Origin of the sequence: Psychroflexus planctonicus (assembly GCF_014640195.1) — a bacterium.
GTDB lineage: Bacteria > Bacteroidota > Bacteroidia > Flavobacteriales > Flavobacteriaceae > Psychroflexus > Psychroflexus planctonicus.
Window position 1 is genome coordinate 37,323 of sequence record NZ_BMGM01000003.1, and the last position, 20,403, is coordinate 57,725.

The following is a 20,403-nucleotide window of genomic DNA, read 5'->3' on the forward strand; positions in this document are numbered from 1 at the left end:
GACTATTTTCAATCTTCAGTTCGAATAAAATCGGATACTAGAAAACTGATGGATTTTCCGATTAGCGTATATTCATGTGGTGCAGCTTCACAAATGTGCAAATAATGAATTTCGTGCTTTCTAATCAATTTCATTAAGGATCGAATTACGTTAAGTGAAAATCCAGAAGGAGTAACTGCACTTGAATTGAAATTTTGTATAACATCACAATCCAATTCTACACCAAATTTTCCTTTTAAAAAATCTAATGAAGACTTCATTTTAATAAGCTTATCTAAGCTAGTAAGGTGTAAACAGTCTTCAAAAAAATGATATTTTATTTTCTTATTGGCATCCATGCTATCAAAAATAGCTTGTGGAGTATAATTTTTATGTAAACCAAAAATACTGTAGCGGTCTAAGTAATTTTCAGCTATGGCATAGCTAAATCCGTTGCCGCTATGTCTAAAACCCATTGGTCTTAAATCGGTATGTGCATCGATATTAGCTACATGAATAGGTTTATCCATAGCCATTGAACAGCCTTTTATAATACCATAAGCATTGTTGTGTCCGCCACCAATTACGATGGGTATTTTGCCTGCTTTTACTATTACCTCGACAACTTCCGCTACTGCTTGATCAATTTTACTGACAATATCACCCAATTTCTGGTAGTAATTTTCATCAGATAGCGGAATGCTGTTGGCTTTTTGCATCCAAGATTTGCAGTCTATTTCTCCTAATAAAAGCAATTGATTTGGATTATTGTATGCATTGGCTTGTATATTCAAAAAGGCATTTAAAAAAACATCCCAAGTTTTTGCAGCTCCTGGTTTCCCGCGATTTGCACGTATACCAATATCTTCAGGAATTCCTAATAAAACATATTTAGCCGATGAATTTTGTAATTCATCTAAATAAGAAATCAACTGAATTTTTTCACCAAATTTAGTTTCTTCAGGTCTTTTGTGAACATATTGATTTAACTGCTCTTGTTGGTATAGGTTTAGGTTAATCATGCTTTGTGGATTTGTGGTTGACCTTTTATGTATACTTCTTCAATGTGATTACATCCAAATGAATAGGGGAGAAATGCGTAAGAATGAATGGGTTCGGTAATTATCAAGTTAGCTAATTTTCCTTTGGTGATGCTGCCTACTTTATTTTCAACTTGCATAGCAAATGCAGCATTAATGGTTGCTGCGTTAATGGCTTCTTCAGGCGTCATTTTCATTTTGATGCAAGCTAAGGAAACTACAAAATTCATATTCCCGCTTGGTGTGCTTCCTGGGTTGTAATCGCTAGCTAAAACTATGGGTAAATTGTTTTCAATTAATTTTCGAGCTGGCGTGTAAGGGATTTCTAAATAAAATGAACAGGAAGGCAAAGCGACTGGCAGCGTAGAAGATGCTTTTAAATGCTGAATATCTTCTTCGGTTAAAACTTCTAAATGGTCTACACTAAGCACATTATTTTCGGCACAAAGCTGTAATCCACCAAAGGAAGTAAATTGGTTAACATGAACCTTTGCGGGTAAATTGTATTTTTTTCCAGCATCAATTTTGCGTTGGGTGTCTTCTATTTCGAAGTAGTTTTTCTCACAAAAAATATCGATAAAGTCGGCTAAATCTTCTTCTACAATTTTAGGAAGCATTTCATCGATTACTTCATCTATATAGGCAGAAGTATTTCCATTGAAACTTTTAGGTAATGCGTGCGCTCCGAGAAAAGTTGTTTTAATGGGTAAATCGAATTCTTTTTGAAGCCGTTTGGCCACGCGAAGCATTTTCATTTCGGCTTCTGCCGTTAAACCATAACCGGATTTAATTTCAATGGCACCCGTTCCCATGGCAATCACTTCTTGTAAACGTATTTTCGATTGTTGGTATAAATCTGCTTCTGAAGTTTGTTGAAGTTTTTCAGCAGAATTGATTATTCCACCGCCTTTGGCTGCAATTTCCGCATAGGTTAAACCTTTAATGCGATCTACAAATTCACTTTCTCTATTTCCTGCGTATACCAGGTGTGTATGCGAATCTACCCAAGTAGGCAACACAATTTTGCCTGTACAATCAATGATTTTGAAGTTAGCATGATTTTCAAAAGTGTCCATAGCACCATAATCGCTTATGATTCCATCTTCTACTTTTAACCAAGCATTTTTTAAGGTAGGTAGGTGTTGAAGTTCTTTTCCTTTTACAACTTGAGTTTGATTTTCTCTAACTTGAAGGAGTTCTTTGATATTGATTAAAATAAAATTCATAGTTGGGTTTGGTTGGAGATTCAATTTTAGTCAAAATAAGTGAAATATAAAAATGTAGGATTTTGAGTATTGAATTTTAGTATGTAAAAATGATGTAAAGAAGTTATTTCGATAGTCTAAACTTAATAAGTATAAAACAAAAAAGCTTCGAAATACATTCCGAAGCTTTTGGTGAAAATTTTGTTTTACTATCTTTATTCTTCCATTAAAGCCATGAATTTTTCAACATTTGGCATTAGTGTAATGGTTGTTCTTCTGTTTTTTGCTCTTCCTTCAGCCGTTTCATTATCTGCAATTGGTTTGTGGAAACTTCTACTAGAAGCAATTAATTGAGCTCCATCTACTTCAAATTTATCTTCCATTAAACGCACAACAGAAATTGCTCTTTTTGAAGCTAACACCCAGTTGTCTTCTAAATACGAATCTGGAACAACTTTTTGTGCATCGGCGTGTCCTTCTACTAAAACTTCCATATTGGGTTCAGACTTGATTAAATCTGCTAATTCACTTATTAAATTATGGGCTGAGGCATTTACCCAAGCGCTTCCACTTTTAAATAAAACAGAATTATTAATGGTTATTTTAACTACAGGATGACTCACATCTACGCTTAAACCTTCCATAGAAGTAGCATGGGTTTCAACTTCATCGGATTCAACAGATTCTACATCTGCATTTCCACTAAAAGCCGCTTTCATTTTTTGCTCCATGTTATAGGCAATTGCTACATTCAAAGAATCAGTTAGCGTTTTGGCATTGGCTAATTTAGTTGAATCTACATTTTGCAGGGTTCTGCGCATACTTTCTTTGGCTTTTGGGCTAGCTATAGAGCCATCTTCACCAAGCGCAATTTTATTTTTGTTATCCTGCTGAAGACTGTTAATTTTTTGATTGTATGCAGCAACTGTTGCTGCTAGGTCTTCAGACTCTGCTTTACATTCTTTTGCTTCATTTTGCGCTTTACTCAATTCACTTTCTGTAGACATCAGTTTATTTTCTGCTTGGCTAAGTTTCTTTTTTGAAACACAAGCTGTTAAACTAATTAGAATAGTAATTGATGCTAAATAAATTATTTTTTTCATTGATATTGTTTTAAAGAAAGCGCTAATATATTGAAAAAAATAAAAGCGAAATTAAATTTTGGCGATTTTACAACTTTTCTCCGTAGGCTAAGTCGCCAGCATCACCTAATCCGGGTATAATATAGGATTTTTTATCTAAGCCTTGATCTATTTTAGCAATCCAGAGATGTGTATTTTCAGGAAGTTTATTTTTCAGTAATTCAATTCCTTCAGGGGCTGCAACTACGGCAAAAATATGAATTTCTTTAGGAGTTGAATTTTTGGTTAGTGTTTCAAACACGTGCCATATAGAATTGCCAGAAGCTAACATCGGGTCGGCAATAATTAAAATACGATCTTTTATTTCTGGAGTGGATAAATATTCGACTTCAATGCTAAAGTCAATTCCATTTTTATGCATTTTTCGATAAGCCGAAATAAAGGCATTATCTGCTTGATCTAGGTAACTTAAAATTCCGTTATGTAAAGCAATTCCAGCTCGTAGAATAGAACAAATAACCGGTTGTTCTGTAAATTTAAAAGCTTTAGTTGAAGCTAAAGGCGTTTCTATATTAACCGGTTTATAGTTGGTTGTTTTACTAAATTCATAAGCAAGAATTTCACCAATACGTTCCATGTTTTTTCTAAAACGCATACTATCTTTTTGAACTTTTTTATCTCTTAATTCATCTACAAAAACCTGTAAGAGTGAATTTTCATTGCCTAAGTGATGTACAATCATATTTAATTTCTTTTAACGTATTAGTGGTGCGGTTGCCAACACAAACAAAATTACAAGAATTGGTCCTAAAATACCTAACAAAATTCCACCATATCTAAATTCTTTTTGTTCTAACATTCCTGTACTAAATGCAATGGCATTTGGTGGAGTAGAAACCGGCAAAAGTAAAGCACAAGATGCACTTAACGCAATGATGAAAACCATTACAGATGGTGCACCCAATTGATTCATCTGTATTAACGAAATACTAATCGGAATCATGATGGTTGCGGTTGCGGTGTTACTCATGATGTTTGATAAAATTACTGTAATTAAACCAAAAACAAGATATAGCAGGAAGATATTTATATTTTCAAAAGCTACAAGGCTAATAAAATAATCGGCTAAACCATATTGTTGAACAGCTAATCCCAAAGCAAGCCCACCAGCAACCAGCATTAAAGTATCCCAAGGTAATTGTCTAACATCATCTGCATCAATTATACCTAACATGGTTAAACCTACAATGGGAATACCCGAAACCGCTGCTACAGGAATGCCTGTCCATTGTGAAGAAAGCCAAAAAATTAAAGTAATTACCAAGACCACTAACATAATGCGTTGTTGCGTTTTGTTAACTTCGGTTTCACTTTCACCATCTTCATCGGTATCATCAATTTTGGTTTGCTCGTTGGTTAGAAAATCCAAAGAAAGCCGTTTAGCTTTGAATTTGTATTTCATTAAAAGCGCTTTCCAAAAAATAAGAATCAATAATAACGAAACTGGAATACCAATTATCATCCATTCAATAAAACTGATGCTAATTCCAACTCCTTCTAAAGCGCCGACAGCAATAGCATTAGGAGCAGAACCAATAATAGTTCCCATTCCGCCAATAGCTGCTGCAGTAGGAATACCAATTAGTAAAGATTTAGTTATAGGAGCATTTTTGCCAAATTGGGTTAAAATTGGCGCAATGGTGGCAATCATCATAGCTGTTGTTGCCGTGTTGCTCATTAACATAGAAAGCACGCCGGTAATCATCATCAATCCCAATAAGATGTATTTAGATTGATTCCCCAATTTAGGAACAGTAACTTTCAATAAGGCAGCATCTAATTTGGTTTTCTTCATTCCTTCAGCTAGAAAAAATCCACCTAAGAATAACCAAATCACCGAGTCAGACCAAGTATTTACGTATTGTTTTACGTCTTCTGCTTCTTGATAACCCATGCTAAAAACCAGAAACCCAATAATTAAAATCCCCACCGCAAAAGGTGGAATAGCTTCCGTAACCCAAAGCGCAATGGCAAAAAATAAGATGAACATTACATTGGTTTGTGGGTCGGTAAAACTATCGTCTTTTAAAAAGTATACACCAGCAAAGCCAATTAATAAGGACAATACAAATAAGGTTATCCTGCTTTGCCAATTGATGCGTTTGTATATCTTCTTGTTTAATTTTACAAGTAACTTGAGCGAATAACTTCTAGAATCTGGCATAAGACAAAATTCGGATTTTTAGTTGTTTCTAAAAATGACGATTATCACTCAGCTAATTTATTGAATATATTGCTTATTTAAAACTAAATTAAATTAGATTATTCGTAGTTATTTGTAGTTTCTTTACGAAAAAAAAGCTTTTCATTCTTTAATTTTGCAAAATATTAATTTTGATAAAATAGTTATATGAAAGTTGAAGATATAAAAAGTTCTGAGCAGGCAATTGCATTAGAAGACAAACATGGAGCCCACAATTATCATCCGCTTCCTGCGGTTTTAAAGAAAGGGAAAGGTGTTTATGTTTGGGATGTGGAAGGAAAAAAATATTACGATTTTCTTTCTGCTTATTCTGCTGTAAACCAAGGTCATTGCCATCCAAGAATTATAAAAGCCATGACAAAGCAGTCTGAAACCATCACGCTTACTTCACGTGCTTTCCATAACAATGTATTAGGTGTTTTTGAAAAATATGCTACAGAATATTTCAACTTCGACAAATTGTTACCTATGAATACAGGTGCTGAAGCGGTTGAAACGGCTATCAAAATCTGTAGAAAATGGGCTTATGAGAAAAAAGGAATTGCAGAAACAGAAGCACAAATCGTTGTTTTTGAAAATAACTTCCACGGAAGAACAACAACTATAATTTCGTTTAGTAACGATGAAGGTGCGCGTAAAAACTTTGGTCCTTACACGCCAGGATTCATCAAGGTAGCTTATGATGATTCAGCTTCTTTAGAAAAAGTATTAAAAGAAAACAAAAATATTGCAGGTGTTTTAATTGAACCTATTCAAGGTGAAGCAGGTGTTTACACGCCAGCTGATTCGTTTATTCCCAAAGTAAAAGAAATGTGTAATGAACACAATGTGTTGTTCATGGCAGACGAAATTCAAACCGGAATTGCTAGAACAGGTTCATTATTAGCTGTTTGTGGAAAATGTAATTGCCAAGGTCATTGTGAACGTCAAGAAACCTATTCAAGACCAGATTTGTTGATTTTAGGTAAAGCTTTATCTGGTGGGGCTTATCCTGTTTCAGCCGTTTTAGCCGATGATGAAATCATGAATGTTATTCAGCCTGGTCAACACGGTTCAACTTTTGGTGGAAATCCTGTTGCTGCTGCCGTAGCCATGGAAGCTTTAGAAGTGGTTCGTGATGAAAAACTGGCTCAAAACGCAAGAAGCTTAGGCGATTTATTTAGAAGCGAATTGAATAAATACATTGAAAATTCTAACATTGTAAATCTTGTTCGTGGACGTGGCTTATTAAATGCTATAGTTATTAACGATTCTGAAGACAGCTCAACAGCTTGGAATATTTGTGTTGCCTTGAAAGAAAATGGTTTATTAGCGAAGCCAACTCACGGTAACATTATTCGTTTTGCGCCACCTTTAGTTATTAATGAAGAGCAAATTTTAGACTGTGTAAAAATCATCACAGACACCTTAAAGCAGTTTGAGAAGTAAAATACAGTAAATATTTTTATATCAACCGTTTACATTTTTTAATGTGAGCGGTTTTTTTATTGGTCTCAAGTTTAGTTAAAACTATGCAGTTTGGTGCATCCGCTTTGCCTTCTAAAAACTTATTAAACGCCACGAATACACAAATACATATGGTTTGTACTTTAAAATCATTATTGTATTCGTGGCAAAACAAACTTTCGGTCTACAAACAAACCTACAATAGTAATTTTTATAATTAATTGAATTCAGATTAAAATTTAATGATGGCTCTAAATCTATAAAACACTAATAATCTCATTAATATTGGTTGTGTAGCGTTGCGATAAATGTTCTTGCCGCATCTTCCAAGTTCGCTTTAAATCTTGACAAGCAAACTTTATTTTTTGATTGCCCAAGCTTTTATTAATTGCATCAATCTGTTTCATTAAACCGCTGTGTTTTGGATTTTCTTGATTGAATAAAGCCAACTGCCGATTTTCTTCTGGAATTAATCCCATTACAATAACACCTGCTTTTTTGTACTGATAGCCTTTTTTATAAATTTTGTCGAATCCTTGAATGGCATATTTCACTAAATCGATGCTGGAATTGGTTGGGTAAGGTGTTTTTATAGTAATGCTTTTTCCGTATTGGGCTGCATTGTGTTGAAACTTATTGGTTTTCAAAAAAACCGAAATTACTTGACAACAACTATTTTGTTTCCGCATTTTTTCGCCACAAGAAATGGCAAAAGTACTTATGCGTTCTTTGATGTACTGGTAATCTTCATATTGCGTGTCAAAAGATCGAGTAGTGGCAATGGCTTTTTTATTGGCTACTTCTTCTAAGCTAAGGCTAGGTTTTCCTTCCAATTCCTTTTTTAATCGTAAACCCACTACCGTCATGTGTTTTCTAACCCAATCGTCAGGCAATTGTGTAAAGTCAAAAGCAGTATTGATGTTGTGTTTTTGCAAACGAATGGCATGTTGTCTTCCAATTCCCCAAACATCATTAATTTTTAACCATTTTAAAGCTTTAAAGCGTTGTTTTTCAGTTTGTAAGACATAGATTCCATTTGTTTGTTGTGCAAATTTTTTGGCTATTCGGTTGGCTACTTTGGCCAAGGCTTTGGTAGGAGCAAAGCCAATACTAATCGGGATTCCCGTGCCTTTTTCTACACGCTGTTTCATTTGTTCGCCTATTTTTTGCAAATCGAAATGAGTTTCATATCCTACAAATTGCAAAAAAGCTTCGTCGATACTGTAAATTTCCATATCGGGCGTAAATTCACTGAGTAAATTCATTACCCGTGCACTCATATCGCCATACAAAGCATAATTAGAAGAAAATACATGAATGTGGTTTCGCTCAAATATTTTTTGGTATTTAAAAGCAGGCGCACCCATCGGAATTCCTAATGCTTTAGCTTCATTGCTTCGAGCAATTACGCAACCATCGTTATTAGACAAAATGGCAACAGGCTGATTGTTTAACTTTGGATTAAAAACCCGTTCGCAAGAAGCATAAAAATTATTACAATCTACTAAAGCAAACATTACTACGAAACATTTTTAATTACCGTGGTTACAATTCCCCAAATAATAAAGTCGTTGTCTTCTGTAACTAAAATAGGACTGTATTTTTTGTTCTCGGCTATCAGCCAAATTTTATCTTTTTCTATAGCGATGCGTTTTACGGTAAATTCTCCATCTACAAAGCAAACTGCTATTTTTCTATTTGTCGGTTCTAAGCTTTTGTCTATAATAAGCAAATCGCCATCGTTTAAGCCTGCATTAATCATGCTATCGCCACGAACTCTACCATAAAAAGTAGTGCTAGGATGTTTGATTAATTCTTGATTTAAATCAATACTCAAGTCTAAAAAATCATCTGCTGGGCTAGGAAAACCAGCGCTAATTCCTTCTTTTACAAAGGGCAAAACAGTCGGCTTTTCAAACCGAGGCTGAAAAATAACAAGCGTTTTTTGATCTATTTGATTCATGATGATTTCTGTATTTTGTTGTATACAAAAATAGGATTATTTCCAAATAAAAGGAAATAATCCTACAAATTAACTTTTGTTCAAAAAACAGAAAATTAAGATACCTTTACATATTGAATCCTAGTCTTATACAACTACTTTTTACGCCAAATACTTACTTCTGAATGCATCACTTCAAAATTGCGGCTCGATTTTCTTGCAATGTGTTTCAAATCAAAAGGCGTTGAGACCAAAGTAAATTGAGTTGATAATATATCATTTATCCCTTCCATTGATTTTACTGGTTCGCCATATTTTTTGAAGCCGCCTAACCAATTTTCTTTTGGCGTAATGGCTTCTTTCCATTGGTAAGTTGAGCCTAAAATGAATATGCCATCTTGGTTGATGCGTTTATGGATTTCGTTTAAGAATACACTTGGATTCTGCAATTCTTCTAACAAATTGAAAGCCACAACAGCATCAAAATTTCGGTAGCGTTCCTTTAGCTTCATCGCGTCATCTTGCATAAATTGTATGCGATTGGTGTTTTTGTTCAATTTTAAATCATTCAACACCACATCCTTAAATAATTGTAAATCGCCTTCATCTTGAATCACGTAACGTAGTAATCCATTTTTTTGTAATTCAATTGCTGGGCGAATAAAACGCGCAGAAGCATCGATTGCTGTAATTTCTTTAAAAATAGTGGAAGCTTCAAATGCCAAACGACCGGTATTGCAATTTAAATCAAGGAGTTTTTTTTCAGAAGGATTTTTAATCTGTTTTTCTAGTATTTCAACTAATTGAAGTGGATATTTTTTAATTCCTAAGTAATCATCTCCATAGTTTTCTTCACAAGAAATGGCTACTTCCTCATCGGTTTCGTAACTATCAATCCTAATATTGGGTTCATGTTCAGCTTCAACATACCTAAAACCTGCATGTTGATAAAAATGTCTTCGGAAGGCATAACGCGCATGTAATGTAGCTTCATTGCCAGTAGAAATCCATGAGCCGCCTTTAATCAAGTTATGTTTCCCATCGAAAGTAGGAGTTGAAAAATCATCGTATAACGGATGAACTTTAAAGCCAGGATAGCCGGTAATCGGGCTTTCTGTCCATTGCCAAACATTACCAATAACATCAAAGAAATCTCCAAATGAAAATTGATTCACTGGGCAAGGCGAAGTAAAATGTTCTAAATTGATATTTCCTGGAGCTGTTTCCCATTCCGTAGCATCTTGTACTTGGCAATGATTTACCAATCTATACCATTCTGCTTCAGTTGGCAAACGCAATTTTTTTCCTGTTTTAGCTGATTTCCAATTGCAAAAGGCTTTGGCTTCTAGGTAATTGATTTCTACAGGAAAACTCCATTTCATCGGAACTATGCTTGTCATTAAACGAAGTTGATAAGACTCCGCGTCTTTTTCCCAAAACAACGGATGCTCAGCTTTTTTGTAAGTTCGCCAAGACCAGCCTTCTTCAGTCCACCATTTTTCATTGTGGTAACCTTGATCTTCTACAAATGCTAAAAATTCAGCATTGGAAACCAAGTACTTTGAAGCTTTAAAATCCTGAACCTGTTCTTCGAAATTTCCATATTCTAAATCCCAACCATAAAGATGATGATGATGGGGCTTTCCCAATTGCATTTCTGTACCTTCAATAGTGATTAATTCATTTTGAACGGGTTGTTCATCTGAATCGCAAATAGCATTAAAGCTTGCATTTTGAAGCAATTCAACAGGCAATTGTCGTATTAAAACCGATGAAGTTTCAATATGTATATTTTGGTGTTCAATTCCCATAATAATGGGCCAAAAAGGATTTTTCCACTCAATAGGAAGCCTTAAAGGCAATTCCTTGATGAGTTTAATGATGGTTGATTTAACGGTATTTCGGTAATTTCTAACTTCATCTACGCTCGGCCAATTGTAATTTTTATCATTCAAATCATCCCAAGACATTTCATCTACGCCAATGGCAAACATCGATTCAAAAACGGGATTGATGTGCGCAGGTAAAAGTCCCGCTAAAACCAACTTATTTACATAAAAACAAGAAGTATGTCCGTAATAAAAAATAAGTGGATGGCGAAGCTGGTCTGCCCGCATATAAAAGGCTTTTTCATCTTTTAGCGTTTCATATAGTTTGTCGTCAAGATCAAAAGTTCTGTTGAAATACGCAAGGATTTCTTGGCGTTTTTGTTCAGCTTCTCCTTCCGCTAGGTTAGGAGTTTTAAGATTAAATTCTTTCATAATCGGCTTAATAGGTCTTTACCATATAATTTTTGTGCATCACGAATTTTTCATTTGAATTGGGTTTCCGCTTTTCTTGGGTGATGTGTCCACAGACTTCGAATCCTGATTTTTTATATAAAGCAACAGCTGCTTCATTTTTATCCCAAACGCGGAGTAAAACCTGTTTTATTTGTTTACTTAAATGATTTTCAAAATCTTGCATCAATTTTTTCCCTAAGCCCATTCCACGAAAATTGTTGTCAACTAAAACTTCTGCTATGTATTCAGATTCTTCTTTATTATATTTTTGTTGAATATTTTCAGGGCATTCGGAATCTAAGTGCAACGGAATGGAAATCAATGCTGCGATGAGTTGATTATCAGAAAAACCGAAAACACCGTAGCCTTTTTTGAATAATTCATTTAAATAAGAATCAGCTTCATCAATGGTGATGTGCTGAGCCGAAATTCCTTTGGTGAATGCTTCTATATAAAGACGTTCAAGCGTTGGCTTGAATTCTAAATACAATGGGTAATCTGCTTTTATAAATCTTATCATCTAGCGGCAAAAGTATTATTAATTCCCATTAAATTTGTTTCCACTTTTATTAAAGATTCATTAATTAAAAATGGACCTTTCATTTAATTTTAGTTTGACTGAAATAAACTTGGTCTTTTTTAATACCATTTCGCGGATTACAAACTTGTTAGCACGCTTGACTTTTTAGTGCATTTTAACTGGATTTAGCTTTTTTTTGCTTGCTGATTTGCTTCTAAATGTACTGTCTATTTATTTTGAAGTGGAATTTTCTTTCAATTGAAATGATCTTAACACCAAATTGGCATCATCTTTATAATCCTTAAAATTATATAGATTTGCTTTATAAGTTATGTTGTAAACATCACCAGAATGAGTACTGTATAAGTAAGATTTATATGAAAAAATTGTTGGGTTATTATTATTTGACTTTTCAGTTTCATCATATTTGAAATTCATAATGTATACTGAATCTGTTATTCTATTTGTTGTAAACTCAAAATTCCCGATTTCTTTGGCTTTGTTTTGTATGTATTGTATCTCGGATTCTAAATCAGTGTTCTTCGTTTTTAAAATGTAGATTTCAGCGTAAGAATTCTTGGTATTGTATTCTACTATTTTATTTCTCACCGACTCAAATTTTTCTTCATTAGCTCTGTTGCCTATCATTGTAACTGGCTCACCTTCGATGGTATCTTTATAAACGTAAGAATCAAAGAGCTCTTTTTTAGGGCTAATTCTGAATATGCTGTCTTTATGATTTCCGATTACAGTAGATTGGAAAGTCACCCATGACTCGGGATAATGCACTTTAAATTCATCATTTTCAAACACTTTTATATGTTTATCTGAAACTGAATCATAAACTAAATTTGAAGTGGAATTGCACGAAAACAAAACCAATAATACAACACAGGATAAAAGTAATTTCATAGGAAGTATTAGTTTTTCTTGGGTTATGAGTGGTTTATAGCACCAGCAAAAATTTAAACAACTAAGGTAATAATTTTTAGGAATTATTGATAATAAACTGACCAAATAAAAAACGTTTTTGTGAATTTCAAGAAATTTGATTGATGAAGTAAATGAATGAAATATACTCAATAAATTGAAGCCTTATATTTTTCAATTCTGACAAAATGATTTCTTTTGGATGTAGTAATTTGTCATGCATAACCATTTTATAAACCCATTAAGGTTTCACAGGTTGTAAGTCGACAAACTTATTTTCTCTTCTAAAAAAGTTACTCTAACTCCGCCTTTTTTTCTTCCAACATTTTCAATTGATCTCGGTATTTAGCAGCTTCCATAAAGTCTAAGTCCTTTGCTGCTTTTTCCATGGCTTTTCGGATTTTTCGAATTTGCGAATCGAAATCTTTTTTGCTATAATCTTCGGCAGCTTCCTCAGCTGCAGCTAAATTAGGTGTGACTTCAATCTTGTAAGGCTCTGGTTTTTTGTTGAAAGTGGAAGAAATGGATTTGTTAAGCGCAGTAGGCGTGATGTTGTTCGCTTTGTTGTAGTCCATTTGTTTGTTCCTGCGGTATTCGGTTTCATCAATGGTTTTCTGCATGCTATCGGTGATTTTATCAGCGTACAAAATTGCTTTCCCTTCTATATTTCTAGCCGCTCGACCAATGGTTTGTGTCAAGGTTCGGTTGCTTCTCAAAAATCCTTCTTTGTCTGCATCTAAAATAGCTACCAACGAAACTTCAGGTAAATCTAATCCTTCACGTAATAAATTGACGCCCACCAGCACATCAAATAAACCTTTTCGTAAATCGGTCATGATTTCTACCCGTTCTAAGGTATCGATATCACTATGGATGTAGCGTGTGCGAATGTTAATTCGCGATAAATATTTGGTCAATTCTTCTGCCATTCGTTTGGTCAAGGTGGTGACCAAAATCCGTTGGTCTTTTTTCACTCGAATGTCGATTTCTTCAATTAAATCGTCTATTTGGTTTTGACTGGGTTTTACTTCAATTACTGGATCTAATAAGCCGGTTGGTCGAATTACTTGTTCGATGTAAACGCCTTCAGTTTTGCGTAATTCATAATCAGCTGGGGTAGCACTTACGTAAATTACTTGATTTTGTAGCGCTTCAAACTCTTCTAATTTTAAAGGGCGATTATCCATAGCTGCGGGTAATCGAAAACCGTATTCCACCAGATTTTCTTTTCTGGAGCGGTCGCCACCATACATCGCACCCACTTGCGAAATGGTAACGTGACTTTCGTCTACAATCATCAGGTAATCATCTGGAAAATAATCTAATAAGCAGAATGGGCGAGTGCCGGGTTTTCTTCCATCTAAGTAGCGCGAATAATTTTCAATTCCGCTGCAATAACCCAATTCCTTGATCATTTCTAAATCGAAGTTGGTGCGTTCTTCAATTCGTTTGGCTTCCAATGGTTTGCCAATTTCTTTGAAGTATTCAATTTGTTTTCCTAAATCCAATGCGATTTGGTCGATAGCTTGATTCAACACATCCGGTGAAGTCACAAAAATGTTGGCTGGATAAATATTGAGTTTATCGTATTTAGCACGTATTTCATTGGTTTGCGGATCAAAAGCTTCAATTTCTTCAATTTCATCACCAAAAAAATGAATTCGGTAAGCATGGTCGGCATAACCCGGAAAAACATCTAAAGTATCGCCTTTAATTCTGAAGTTTCCATGATTGAATTGTGCTTCAGTTCTGGAATACAAACTTTGTACAAGTCTTCTTAGAAGTTGTGTGCGGGAAATTTCTTGTTCAACTTCAATGTTGATTACATTTTTTTGAAATTCCGCTGGATTTCCGATACCATACAAGCAACTCACGGAAGCGACCACCAAAACATCGCGCCTTCCCGAAAGTAGGGAAGAAGTGGTGCTTAATCGAAGCTTTTCAATTTCTTCGTTGATGGAAAGGTCTTTTTCAATATAAGTTCCGCTAGATGGAATGTAAGCTTCGGGTTGGTAATAGTCGTAATACGAAACAAAATATTCTACAGCATTTTCAGGAAAAAAAGCTTTGAATTCTGCATACAACTGTGCTGCTAAAGTTTTGTTGTGCGCCAATACCAAAGTCGGTTTTTGAACTTCTTGAACTACGTTGGCCACGGTAAAGGTTTTTCCTGAACCAGTTACGCCCAATAAAGTTTGATATCGCTCTTTGCTCTGAATTCCATCAACCAGTTTTTTGATAGCTTTTGGCTGATCTCCAGTAGGTTTGTAATCCGATTTTAAGTCAAATTTCATTGCTTAGCGTTTTAAAGTAATATTGCCCGTAAAAACTCTTCCACCAGAAAGACTTACTTTATACCAATAATCATTAGGTGGCATTGGTTTTCCATTGTATGTTCCATCCCATTTGCCGCCAGGTCCAAAACTAATCATTAGCTTTCCAAAACGATCGAATATTTGCACGCGTTTAAGATTTATTGATTCGTTGCGAATTCCACGCGGTCGCCAAGCATCGTTGATGCCGTCATTATTTGGTGTAAAAAATTCAGGAAAATCGATTACTGTAAATGACCGTGCTACAATACCACAACCTTCTAAATCCTGGATGTAAATTACATTTTCAACTTCATTGAGTTCAAATACATTATTGCTTTGAAATTGACTTGTAGAATTTAAAGAATATCTATAATTTCCTTCTGGAAATGCTTCAATTATAGCCGATTGTGTTTGGTTTGGTTGACCGATGATTTGAATGCCAAGGCTTTCAATTCCAGATACGTCTACGTTAAATTCAATTTCATTACTGCAGGAAATTACTTCACCATCTTCTTGTGAAGTCTGAGAAGCTGTTAGTGAATATGTTCCAGCTTCTGAAACTTCAATTGTTGGTGTAGTTTCTCCGGTATTCCAAAGATATTCAATGTTTTCATTTTCAGATGTAATCTGTGGGTCGAGTACTAAAAATTCATCTTGTCTACATAAAGTTAAGTCTGTTTGTACATTACCAAATTCAGGTCGTTCTACTAAATTGAACTCAATAGGAACCAAACCTTCACATTCAGATGAATTTTGTAATCTGGCATAATAGGTTACAGGAAAATCGGTGATATCAATAGAAAAATTGTCTGATAGAATGCGATTGGTATCTTGCAGTGCATCAAAATTTGACGGATAAATATTTACCTGTTCAACTTGTTCACTGATTAAATTTAAAATTGCATTTCGAATTTGATTGGTATTGTATGAAAGCGATTCTTCACTTGGGTTTGGACATTCTGTAAAGCTTAGGGCATCAAATTGAAATGCATTATTTTGCAAAATAACAGGAACAATTAATTGGCAACCACCAATGTTTTCAAGACGAACAAAAACATCATTGTTTTGCGCATTGGGTGAAAACGTCTCTGGATTTGGTATGGAATTGTTTTGGTTGATTGCATTTTCTTCTGTTAAATAGAATTCTTGGATACTAAAATTATTCTGTAAGTTATCGACATCACTTTCAATTTCCGTTAAATTATAGGCTAGGTTGGTATCGTTTGCATCACCGCAAGTAACCAAACTAAATGGTTCAGGTTGGTTGTTGCTTTGAAAATCCATGATAATTTCGTCAGTAGCAATACAACCGTTTTCTAAAGTAACTTCAACAGCATAAGTTCCTGCTCCATAATTATTTTCTGAAACGCTAAGTGTATTCTGGTTTTGTTCAACTAAGTTCCCATTATAAAACCAATTTACGGCAGTAGGGTTGTCTTCGCTAACGTCTAAAATAGCTTCTTCTCCTTCGCAGATAGCGCGATCATCAATTCGGTCTAAACCTAAATTTACGCCTACTTCAAAACTACCACCGTTAATGAAAACGGCAGAATCATATCGATAATTTGCTTCGTCTGCTATAACTAATTTTACTTCGTAAACTTGGTCTGGTTCCACATTGGCAATGGCTGTTAAAACTTCGGTTTGACCGTTGAAGTTGGTCGGCGAAACTGCGTCTGCTCCGTTGGATTGATTGAATTGCCCAAACCATTCTTCATTTTCTGCAGGGCAAGCATTGGGAATTTCGGGTCTTACTGTGGTTACTTTTACAGGAATTGTAGTTTCTGGGACTACAGCAATGTTTTCGTAATCCTGACTTCCTTGCGGACGAATTAAAAATGCGAATACATCTGAAAAAACACAAGTATTGGAATTGTTTTCTTGGTATTCTTCTGAAGCAAAAATGTATTGAAAACTTAGCTGACTTGCCTTAGGTGTAAAATTGAAACTGATGCTTGTAGCATTGGTCAACAATTCGTTATCAGGAATATTTAAAGCATCTCTTAAATCTTGATCGCCACCCCAATTTTCAGCATCATCATCGCTAAGAGAATTGTTTGGTCCTTCTGTATTATCAAGTCTTCCTGTACTTAAAACTAATCCATTTTGAAAAGGGAAACTAGAATTAGATGGTGCTGTAAAATATCCATAACTTTTCATACCATCTGGAAATTCACCACTCACAGTGTTGGTAATCAGGATATCTTCTACACAATCTGAATTGTCGAATAAGACTTCTTCAATAAGCAATTGATCTGAAAAGGCCAGATGGTCTGCTTCAATAAACTGTGCATTTATCCAAGTACAATAAAATAAAAAACTAAATAAAAAATATTGCTTCAAAGCTAAGTTAATTAGGGGTACAAAAATATAACCTTACGGTGCATGTGACTTAAAGATTAACAAATGGTTTAAGGAAATGAGAGTAAGATTTTAACGCTTTAACGTAAAGTTTCCTTTCAGCGTTCTGCCATCGTCTAACTCAACTAGATACCAATAATCATTATTGGGCATCAATTTGCCATTGTATGTGCCATCCCAGCCTTTGTAATTTTGTGCCTTAAATGAAACCAATAGTTTTCCAAATCGATCGAAAACACGGACTTGAGCATTTTTGTTAGCAGGTAGACCTACAACATTCCACGAATCGTTTATTCCATCATTGTTTGGAGTGAAAAATTGCATGACGCCAACTAAGCCAACGGTTCTTTTAGCTATGCCACAGCCATTTTTATCGCGTGCAAAAACATCGTAAAAGCCAGGTGGTAAATCTTCAAAAACAGGAGATTCTTGATAAGCTCCAGCTGGATCTTCAATTGCAAATTCGTAATTTCCTAAACTGTTGGGTTGGTCTACTATAATTTCCAAACTGTTGGAAGTTTCGCTACCATCATTTAGATCTACTTGAAAACTTGCTAAATTGGAGTTATTTACCACAATGTTTTGAACAGAACTACATCCTGTTGCAATTTCAGTTACCAAGACTTCATACGTTCCAGCTTCGTTAACCTCTGTAGAAAATGTTTCTTCGTTGTTAAAAGGCCAAAAATACTGATAGTTATTAATTCTATTTTCGGGTACACTAGGTGAAATTGAAATGGTTTCTGGACTATCTTCTAAACAATAAAACACTTCTTGGTCTTCGAATTGAAAGGGTAAATTATTAAATCTTAAATTGAGAACACCTAAAATTCCACAACCAAAATCTTGTTCTGTTCTAAAGTAGATGGTTTGTTGATAAGCTTCAGTATTGTTAAAACTTTCGGGATTGGAAATTCTATTTTCGTCTTGTAGGGCATCATTAATACTTCTGTAAAAATAAGTAGGAGTGAAGCTGGTTTCATTGGAAGTCAATTCTAAATTAAAAGATTGAAAGCCATCAAGATTATCATCACAGGCAAACAAGTCTACTTCTTCGGTACCTTCAATGTCATCTACAACCAATTGAATTGTTGCAGTATTTTTACAACGGGTTTCACTATTGGTTACTTCAGCAATAATGCTTTGCGGATTGTTTAAGTTTTGATAGTTTGTTTCATTTTCAATGCTAATTTCATTTTCAAGATCTTCTAGAGTTTCAAAAAACTGAAATTCAAAATCTTGGACTGATAAGTTTGTGGCTTCAATTAAACCTGCTCTTGCGTTGGTAAGATTAAAGTTAGCCGTTTCGGTTTCAAAATCAGTTACGCATTGCACAAGGCTAGTATCGTTAATGATAGGATTTTCGCCAAAAATTACATTTGCAATCCCGCTTAATTTACATTCACCGGTTTCAGGGAAAATATCCAGTGTATAGGCTGTGCTGTATGGAGCTTCTTCGTTTTCAGGTAAATTAATTTCTAAGAAAGGAGTTGTTTCACCTTCGATTTCTTCTCCATTTTCAAACCATTGGTAGGTTGCGCTAGTCTCATATTCAGCTCCTAAAACATAGCTTTCACCATCACAAATACTAATTTCAGTTTCGATGTTAAAATTATTTTCTTCCGGATTTTCGCCACTAATAATATCAACTCTTGACGTAAAAATAGATTGAATAAAAGGAGGTAAGCCAAAAGTGGTAATATTTCCCTGAAGACTTATGGCTCCTGCATTGGTGAAATTACTGTAATCCATATCTACTCCATATTCATTTGGATTATTAATAGCGGTTAGCAATGTACCATTAAATAAAGGCATGTAAATTTTTCCGTTGGGACCTAATTGAAGTGCAGCTGCTTGTTGAGAATTGGTTTCTTGTACATATAATGAATTATTGGGATTGATACCCGGTTCTATATTCCATTGATAAATTACGGCTGAAGATCCAGGAGTTGAAGCTGAAGCAAAGGCTTTATTAGAATCTGGAGAAAATTCAACACCGTAGGGACTAATATTAGCTAAAAGTTGAATAGAATTGCTAACTTCTCCTGTGGTATTATCAAAATCATATAAATGAATATTTCCATTTGCTGATGTAGAGTTAAATGTTTGTGCGTTAGCCATGATTAATTTTTCTCCACTAGGAGAAGCTTTTAAGTAGCCAATAGCATTTCTTCTATAGGATCCTAAACCAATTATGGGGGTTGTTTGCGAAACTATTGGATTCGGGTCAACTCCATTTTCATTGATTAAAAAAGCATAAAATTTATCTATAAAATGCGTAATTACCCAAATAGAATTACAATCTGAACCAGCAACTGCAGTTATTTTTTCTGAACATTGATACTTGATTTGTTCAGTATTATTTTCATCATAAGTAACTAAATGATTGTTTCTTTCATCTTCAAGGACATCGCCTAGTCCATTTCTTAAAGACATATCTACAATACTGTAATTAAAACCATTATTAAAACCATCATCTTCTTCAGGAATTGTATATTGACTACCTTCTTGATAATTTGCTATTGGATTTCCATTGTCATCGGCTGGTCCTTGGTTAGGATAAGCATTTGCGTTTTGATGATGCGGTTCATCTACTGTAAAAACGTAATAAATATCTGGTATTGTAGGATGTGGAACAATTAAACCACTCTGCGTACTTGAAGGATCACCATGTAAACCAGTTCCACCAAAATAATCGGCGTTAGGCATAATATTATGGTTTTTGTCCCAAATGGTTCTTCCGTCTGTGTAAAAAAGTAAGTTACCACCTGTGTCTGAAATAGAAGAACAACCTTCAGTTGTATTGAGTTCTCCATTGTTTAATGCTGAAGGTGGATTGGTGTTAAAAGTGATACCAGCATTTCTTCCAAAATACCAATTGTTTGCTTCACCTTGCGCTAGTAACTGTGATGAAATTAATAGCGTTAAAAGTAATAATAAAGGGGTTTTCAACTTTTTTATTCAAAAATACTATAATTCGAAAAATAGCTTAGTCTAAGTACAATTTTAACAATTAATAATTTAATGTAGAAGCCTAA

General features: G+C 34.6%; 14 protein-coding genes. 1 reads left to right on the plus strand and 13 read right to left on the minus strand.

Annotated elements, in window-relative coordinates; genetic code table 11:
• Nucleotides 1-8 precede the first annotated feature (8 nt).
• The 5 genes from IEV72_RS03790 to IEV72_RS03810 all read right to left on the minus strand — a co-directional run bounded on the left by IEV72_RS03790 (nucleotide 9) and on the right by IEV72_RS03810 (nucleotide 5,530).
• Entirely contained in the window at nucleotides 9-1,001 is a 993-nt protein-coding gene (locus IEV72_RS03790; protein WP_188457763.1) for a formimidoylglutamase, read from the minus strand.
• Nucleotides 998-2,245: an imidazolonepropionase gene (hutI, locus tag IEV72_RS03795; protein ID WP_188457764.1), complete on the minus strand. Its 1,248-nt coding sequence runs from the start codon at nucleotides 2,243-2,245 to the stop codon at nucleotides 998-1,000. The genes IEV72_RS03790 and hutI overlap by 4 nt, the downstream gene beginning before the upstream one ends.
• A gap of 194 nt (nucleotides 2,246-2,439) precedes the next feature.
• Nucleotides 2,440-3,327 carry an OmpA family protein gene (locus IEV72_RS03800; protein WP_188457765.1) on the minus strand — a complete coding sequence of 296 codons (888 nt, stop codon included), beginning with the start codon at nucleotides 3,325-3,327 and terminating at the stop codon, nucleotides 2,440-2,442.
• 67 nt (nucleotides 3,328-3,394) lie between these two features.
• Complete coding sequence (gene upp, locus IEV72_RS03805; protein ID WP_188457766.1) at nucleotides 3,395-4,048, minus strand: uracil phosphoribosyltransferase; 654 nt, start codon at nucleotides 4,046-4,048, stop codon at nucleotides 3,395-3,397.
• A 12-nt stretch (nucleotides 4,049-4,060) separates the two neighbouring features.
• On the minus strand, nucleotides 4,061-5,530 hold the full coding sequence (locus IEV72_RS03810; RefSeq protein WP_188457767.1) for an SLC13 family permease: 1,470 nt from the start codon (nucleotides 5,528-5,530) through the stop codon (nucleotides 4,061-4,063).
• 186 nt (nucleotides 5,531-5,716) lie between these two features.
• On the opposite strand from IEV72_RS03810, the gene rocD reads away from it, so the two are divergent.
• Nucleotides 5,717-6,997, plus strand: coding sequence for an ornithine--oxo-acid transaminase (rocD, locus tag IEV72_RS03815; protein ID WP_188457768.1), 1,281 nt, complete (start codon nucleotides 5,717-5,719; stop codon nucleotides 6,995-6,997).
• Between the two features lie 275 nt (nucleotides 6,998-7,272).
• Here the strand turns inward: rocD and IEV72_RS03820 are convergent, their stop codons facing one another.
• The 8 genes from IEV72_RS03820 to IEV72_RS03855 all read right to left on the minus strand — a co-directional run bounded on the left by IEV72_RS03820 (nucleotide 7,273) and on the right by IEV72_RS03855 (nucleotide 20,317).
• Nucleotides 7,273-8,532, minus strand: a complete 1,260-nt coding sequence (locus IEV72_RS03820; RefSeq protein ID WP_188457769.1) for a Y-family DNA polymerase — start codon at nucleotides 8,530-8,532, stop codon at nucleotides 7,273-7,275.
• A gap of 2 nt (nucleotides 8,533-8,534) precedes the next feature.
• Nucleotides 8,535-8,978: a LexA family protein gene (locus IEV72_RS03825; protein ID WP_188457770.1), complete on the minus strand. Its 444-nt coding sequence runs from the start codon at nucleotides 8,976-8,978 to the stop codon at nucleotides 8,535-8,537.
• Between the two features lie 134 nt (nucleotides 8,979-9,112).
• Nucleotides 9,113-11,218: a 5-histidylcysteine sulfoxide synthase gene (ovoA, locus tag IEV72_RS03830; protein ID WP_188457771.1), complete on the minus strand. Its 2,106-nt coding sequence runs from the start codon at nucleotides 11,216-11,218 to the stop codon at nucleotides 9,113-9,115.
• Between the two features lie 7 nt (nucleotides 11,219-11,225).
• Nucleotides 11,226-11,759: a GNAT family N-acetyltransferase gene (locus tag IEV72_RS03835; protein WP_188457772.1), complete on the minus strand. Its 534-nt coding sequence runs from the start codon at nucleotides 11,757-11,759 to the stop codon at nucleotides 11,226-11,228.
• Nucleotides 11,760-11,990: 231 nt separating this feature from the next.
• Entirely contained in the window at nucleotides 11,991-12,671 is a 681-nt protein-coding gene (locus IEV72_RS03840; protein ID WP_188457773.1) for a hypothetical protein, read from the minus strand.
• Nucleotides 12,672-12,982: 311 nt separating this feature from the next.
• Nucleotides 12,983-14,983 carry an excinuclease ABC subunit UvrB gene (gene uvrB / locus IEV72_RS03845; protein ID WP_188457774.1) on the minus strand — a complete coding sequence of 667 codons (2,001 nt, stop codon included), beginning with the start codon at nucleotides 14,981-14,983 and terminating at the stop codon, nucleotides 12,983-12,985.
• 3 nt (nucleotides 14,984-14,986) lie between these two features.
• A complete protein-coding gene (locus IEV72_RS03850; RefSeq protein ID WP_188457775.1) occupies nucleotides 14,987-17,347 on the minus strand; it encodes a T9SS type B sorting domain-containing protein in 2,361 nt (786 codons plus the stop codon).
• A gap of 90 nt (nucleotides 17,348-17,437) precedes the next feature.
• Complete coding sequence (locus tag IEV72_RS03855) at nucleotides 17,438-20,317, minus strand: T9SS type B sorting domain-containing protein (RefSeq protein ID WP_188457776.1); 2,880 nt, start codon at nucleotides 20,315-20,317, stop codon at nucleotides 17,438-17,440.
• Nucleotides 20,318-20,403: the final 86 nt, after the last annotated feature.

Coding starts and splice junctions, on each gene's coding strand:
- IEV72_RS03835 (WP_188457772.1), bottom strand. CDS start 11,759: ATGATAAGATTTATAAAAGCAGATTACCCATTGTATTTAGAATTCAAG.
- uvrB (WP_188457774.1), bottom strand. CDS start 14,983: ATGAAATTTGACTTAAAATCGGATTACAAACCTACTGGAGATCAGCCA.
- rocD (WP_188457768.1), top strand. CDS start 5,717: ATGAAAGTTGAAGATATAAAAAGTTCTGAGCAGGCAATTGCATTAGAA.
- IEV72_RS03825 (WP_188457770.1), bottom strand. CDS start 8,978: ATGAATCAAATAGATCAAAAAACGCTTGTTATTTTTCAGCCTCGGTTT.
- ovoA (WP_188457771.1), bottom strand. CDS start 11,218: ATGAAAGAATTTAATCTTAAAACTCCTAACCTAGCGGAAGGAGAAGCT.
- IEV72_RS03820 (WP_188457769.1), bottom strand. CDS start 8,532: ATGTTTGCTTTAGTAGATTGTAATAATTTTTATGCTTCTTGCGAACGG.
- upp (WP_188457766.1), bottom strand. CDS start 4,048: ATGATTGTACATCACTTAGGCAATGAAAATTCACTCTTACAGGTTTTT.
- IEV72_RS03790 (WP_188457763.1), bottom strand. CDS start 1,001: ATGATTAACCTAAACCTATACCAACAAGAGCAGTTAAATCAATATGTT.
- hutI (WP_188457764.1), bottom strand. CDS start 2,245: ATGAATTTTATTTTAATCAATATCAAAGAACTCCTTCAAGTTAGAGAA.
- IEV72_RS03840 (WP_188457773.1), bottom strand. CDS start 12,671: ATGAAATTACTTTTATCCTGTGTTGTATTATTGGTTTTGTTTTCGTGC.
- IEV72_RS03810 (WP_188457767.1), bottom strand. CDS start 5,530: ATGCCAGATTCTAGAAGTTATTCGCTCAAGTTACTTGTAAAATTAAAC.
- IEV72_RS03800 (WP_188457765.1), bottom strand. CDS start 3,327: ATGAAAAAAATAATTTATTTAGCATCAATTACTATTCTAATTAGTTTA.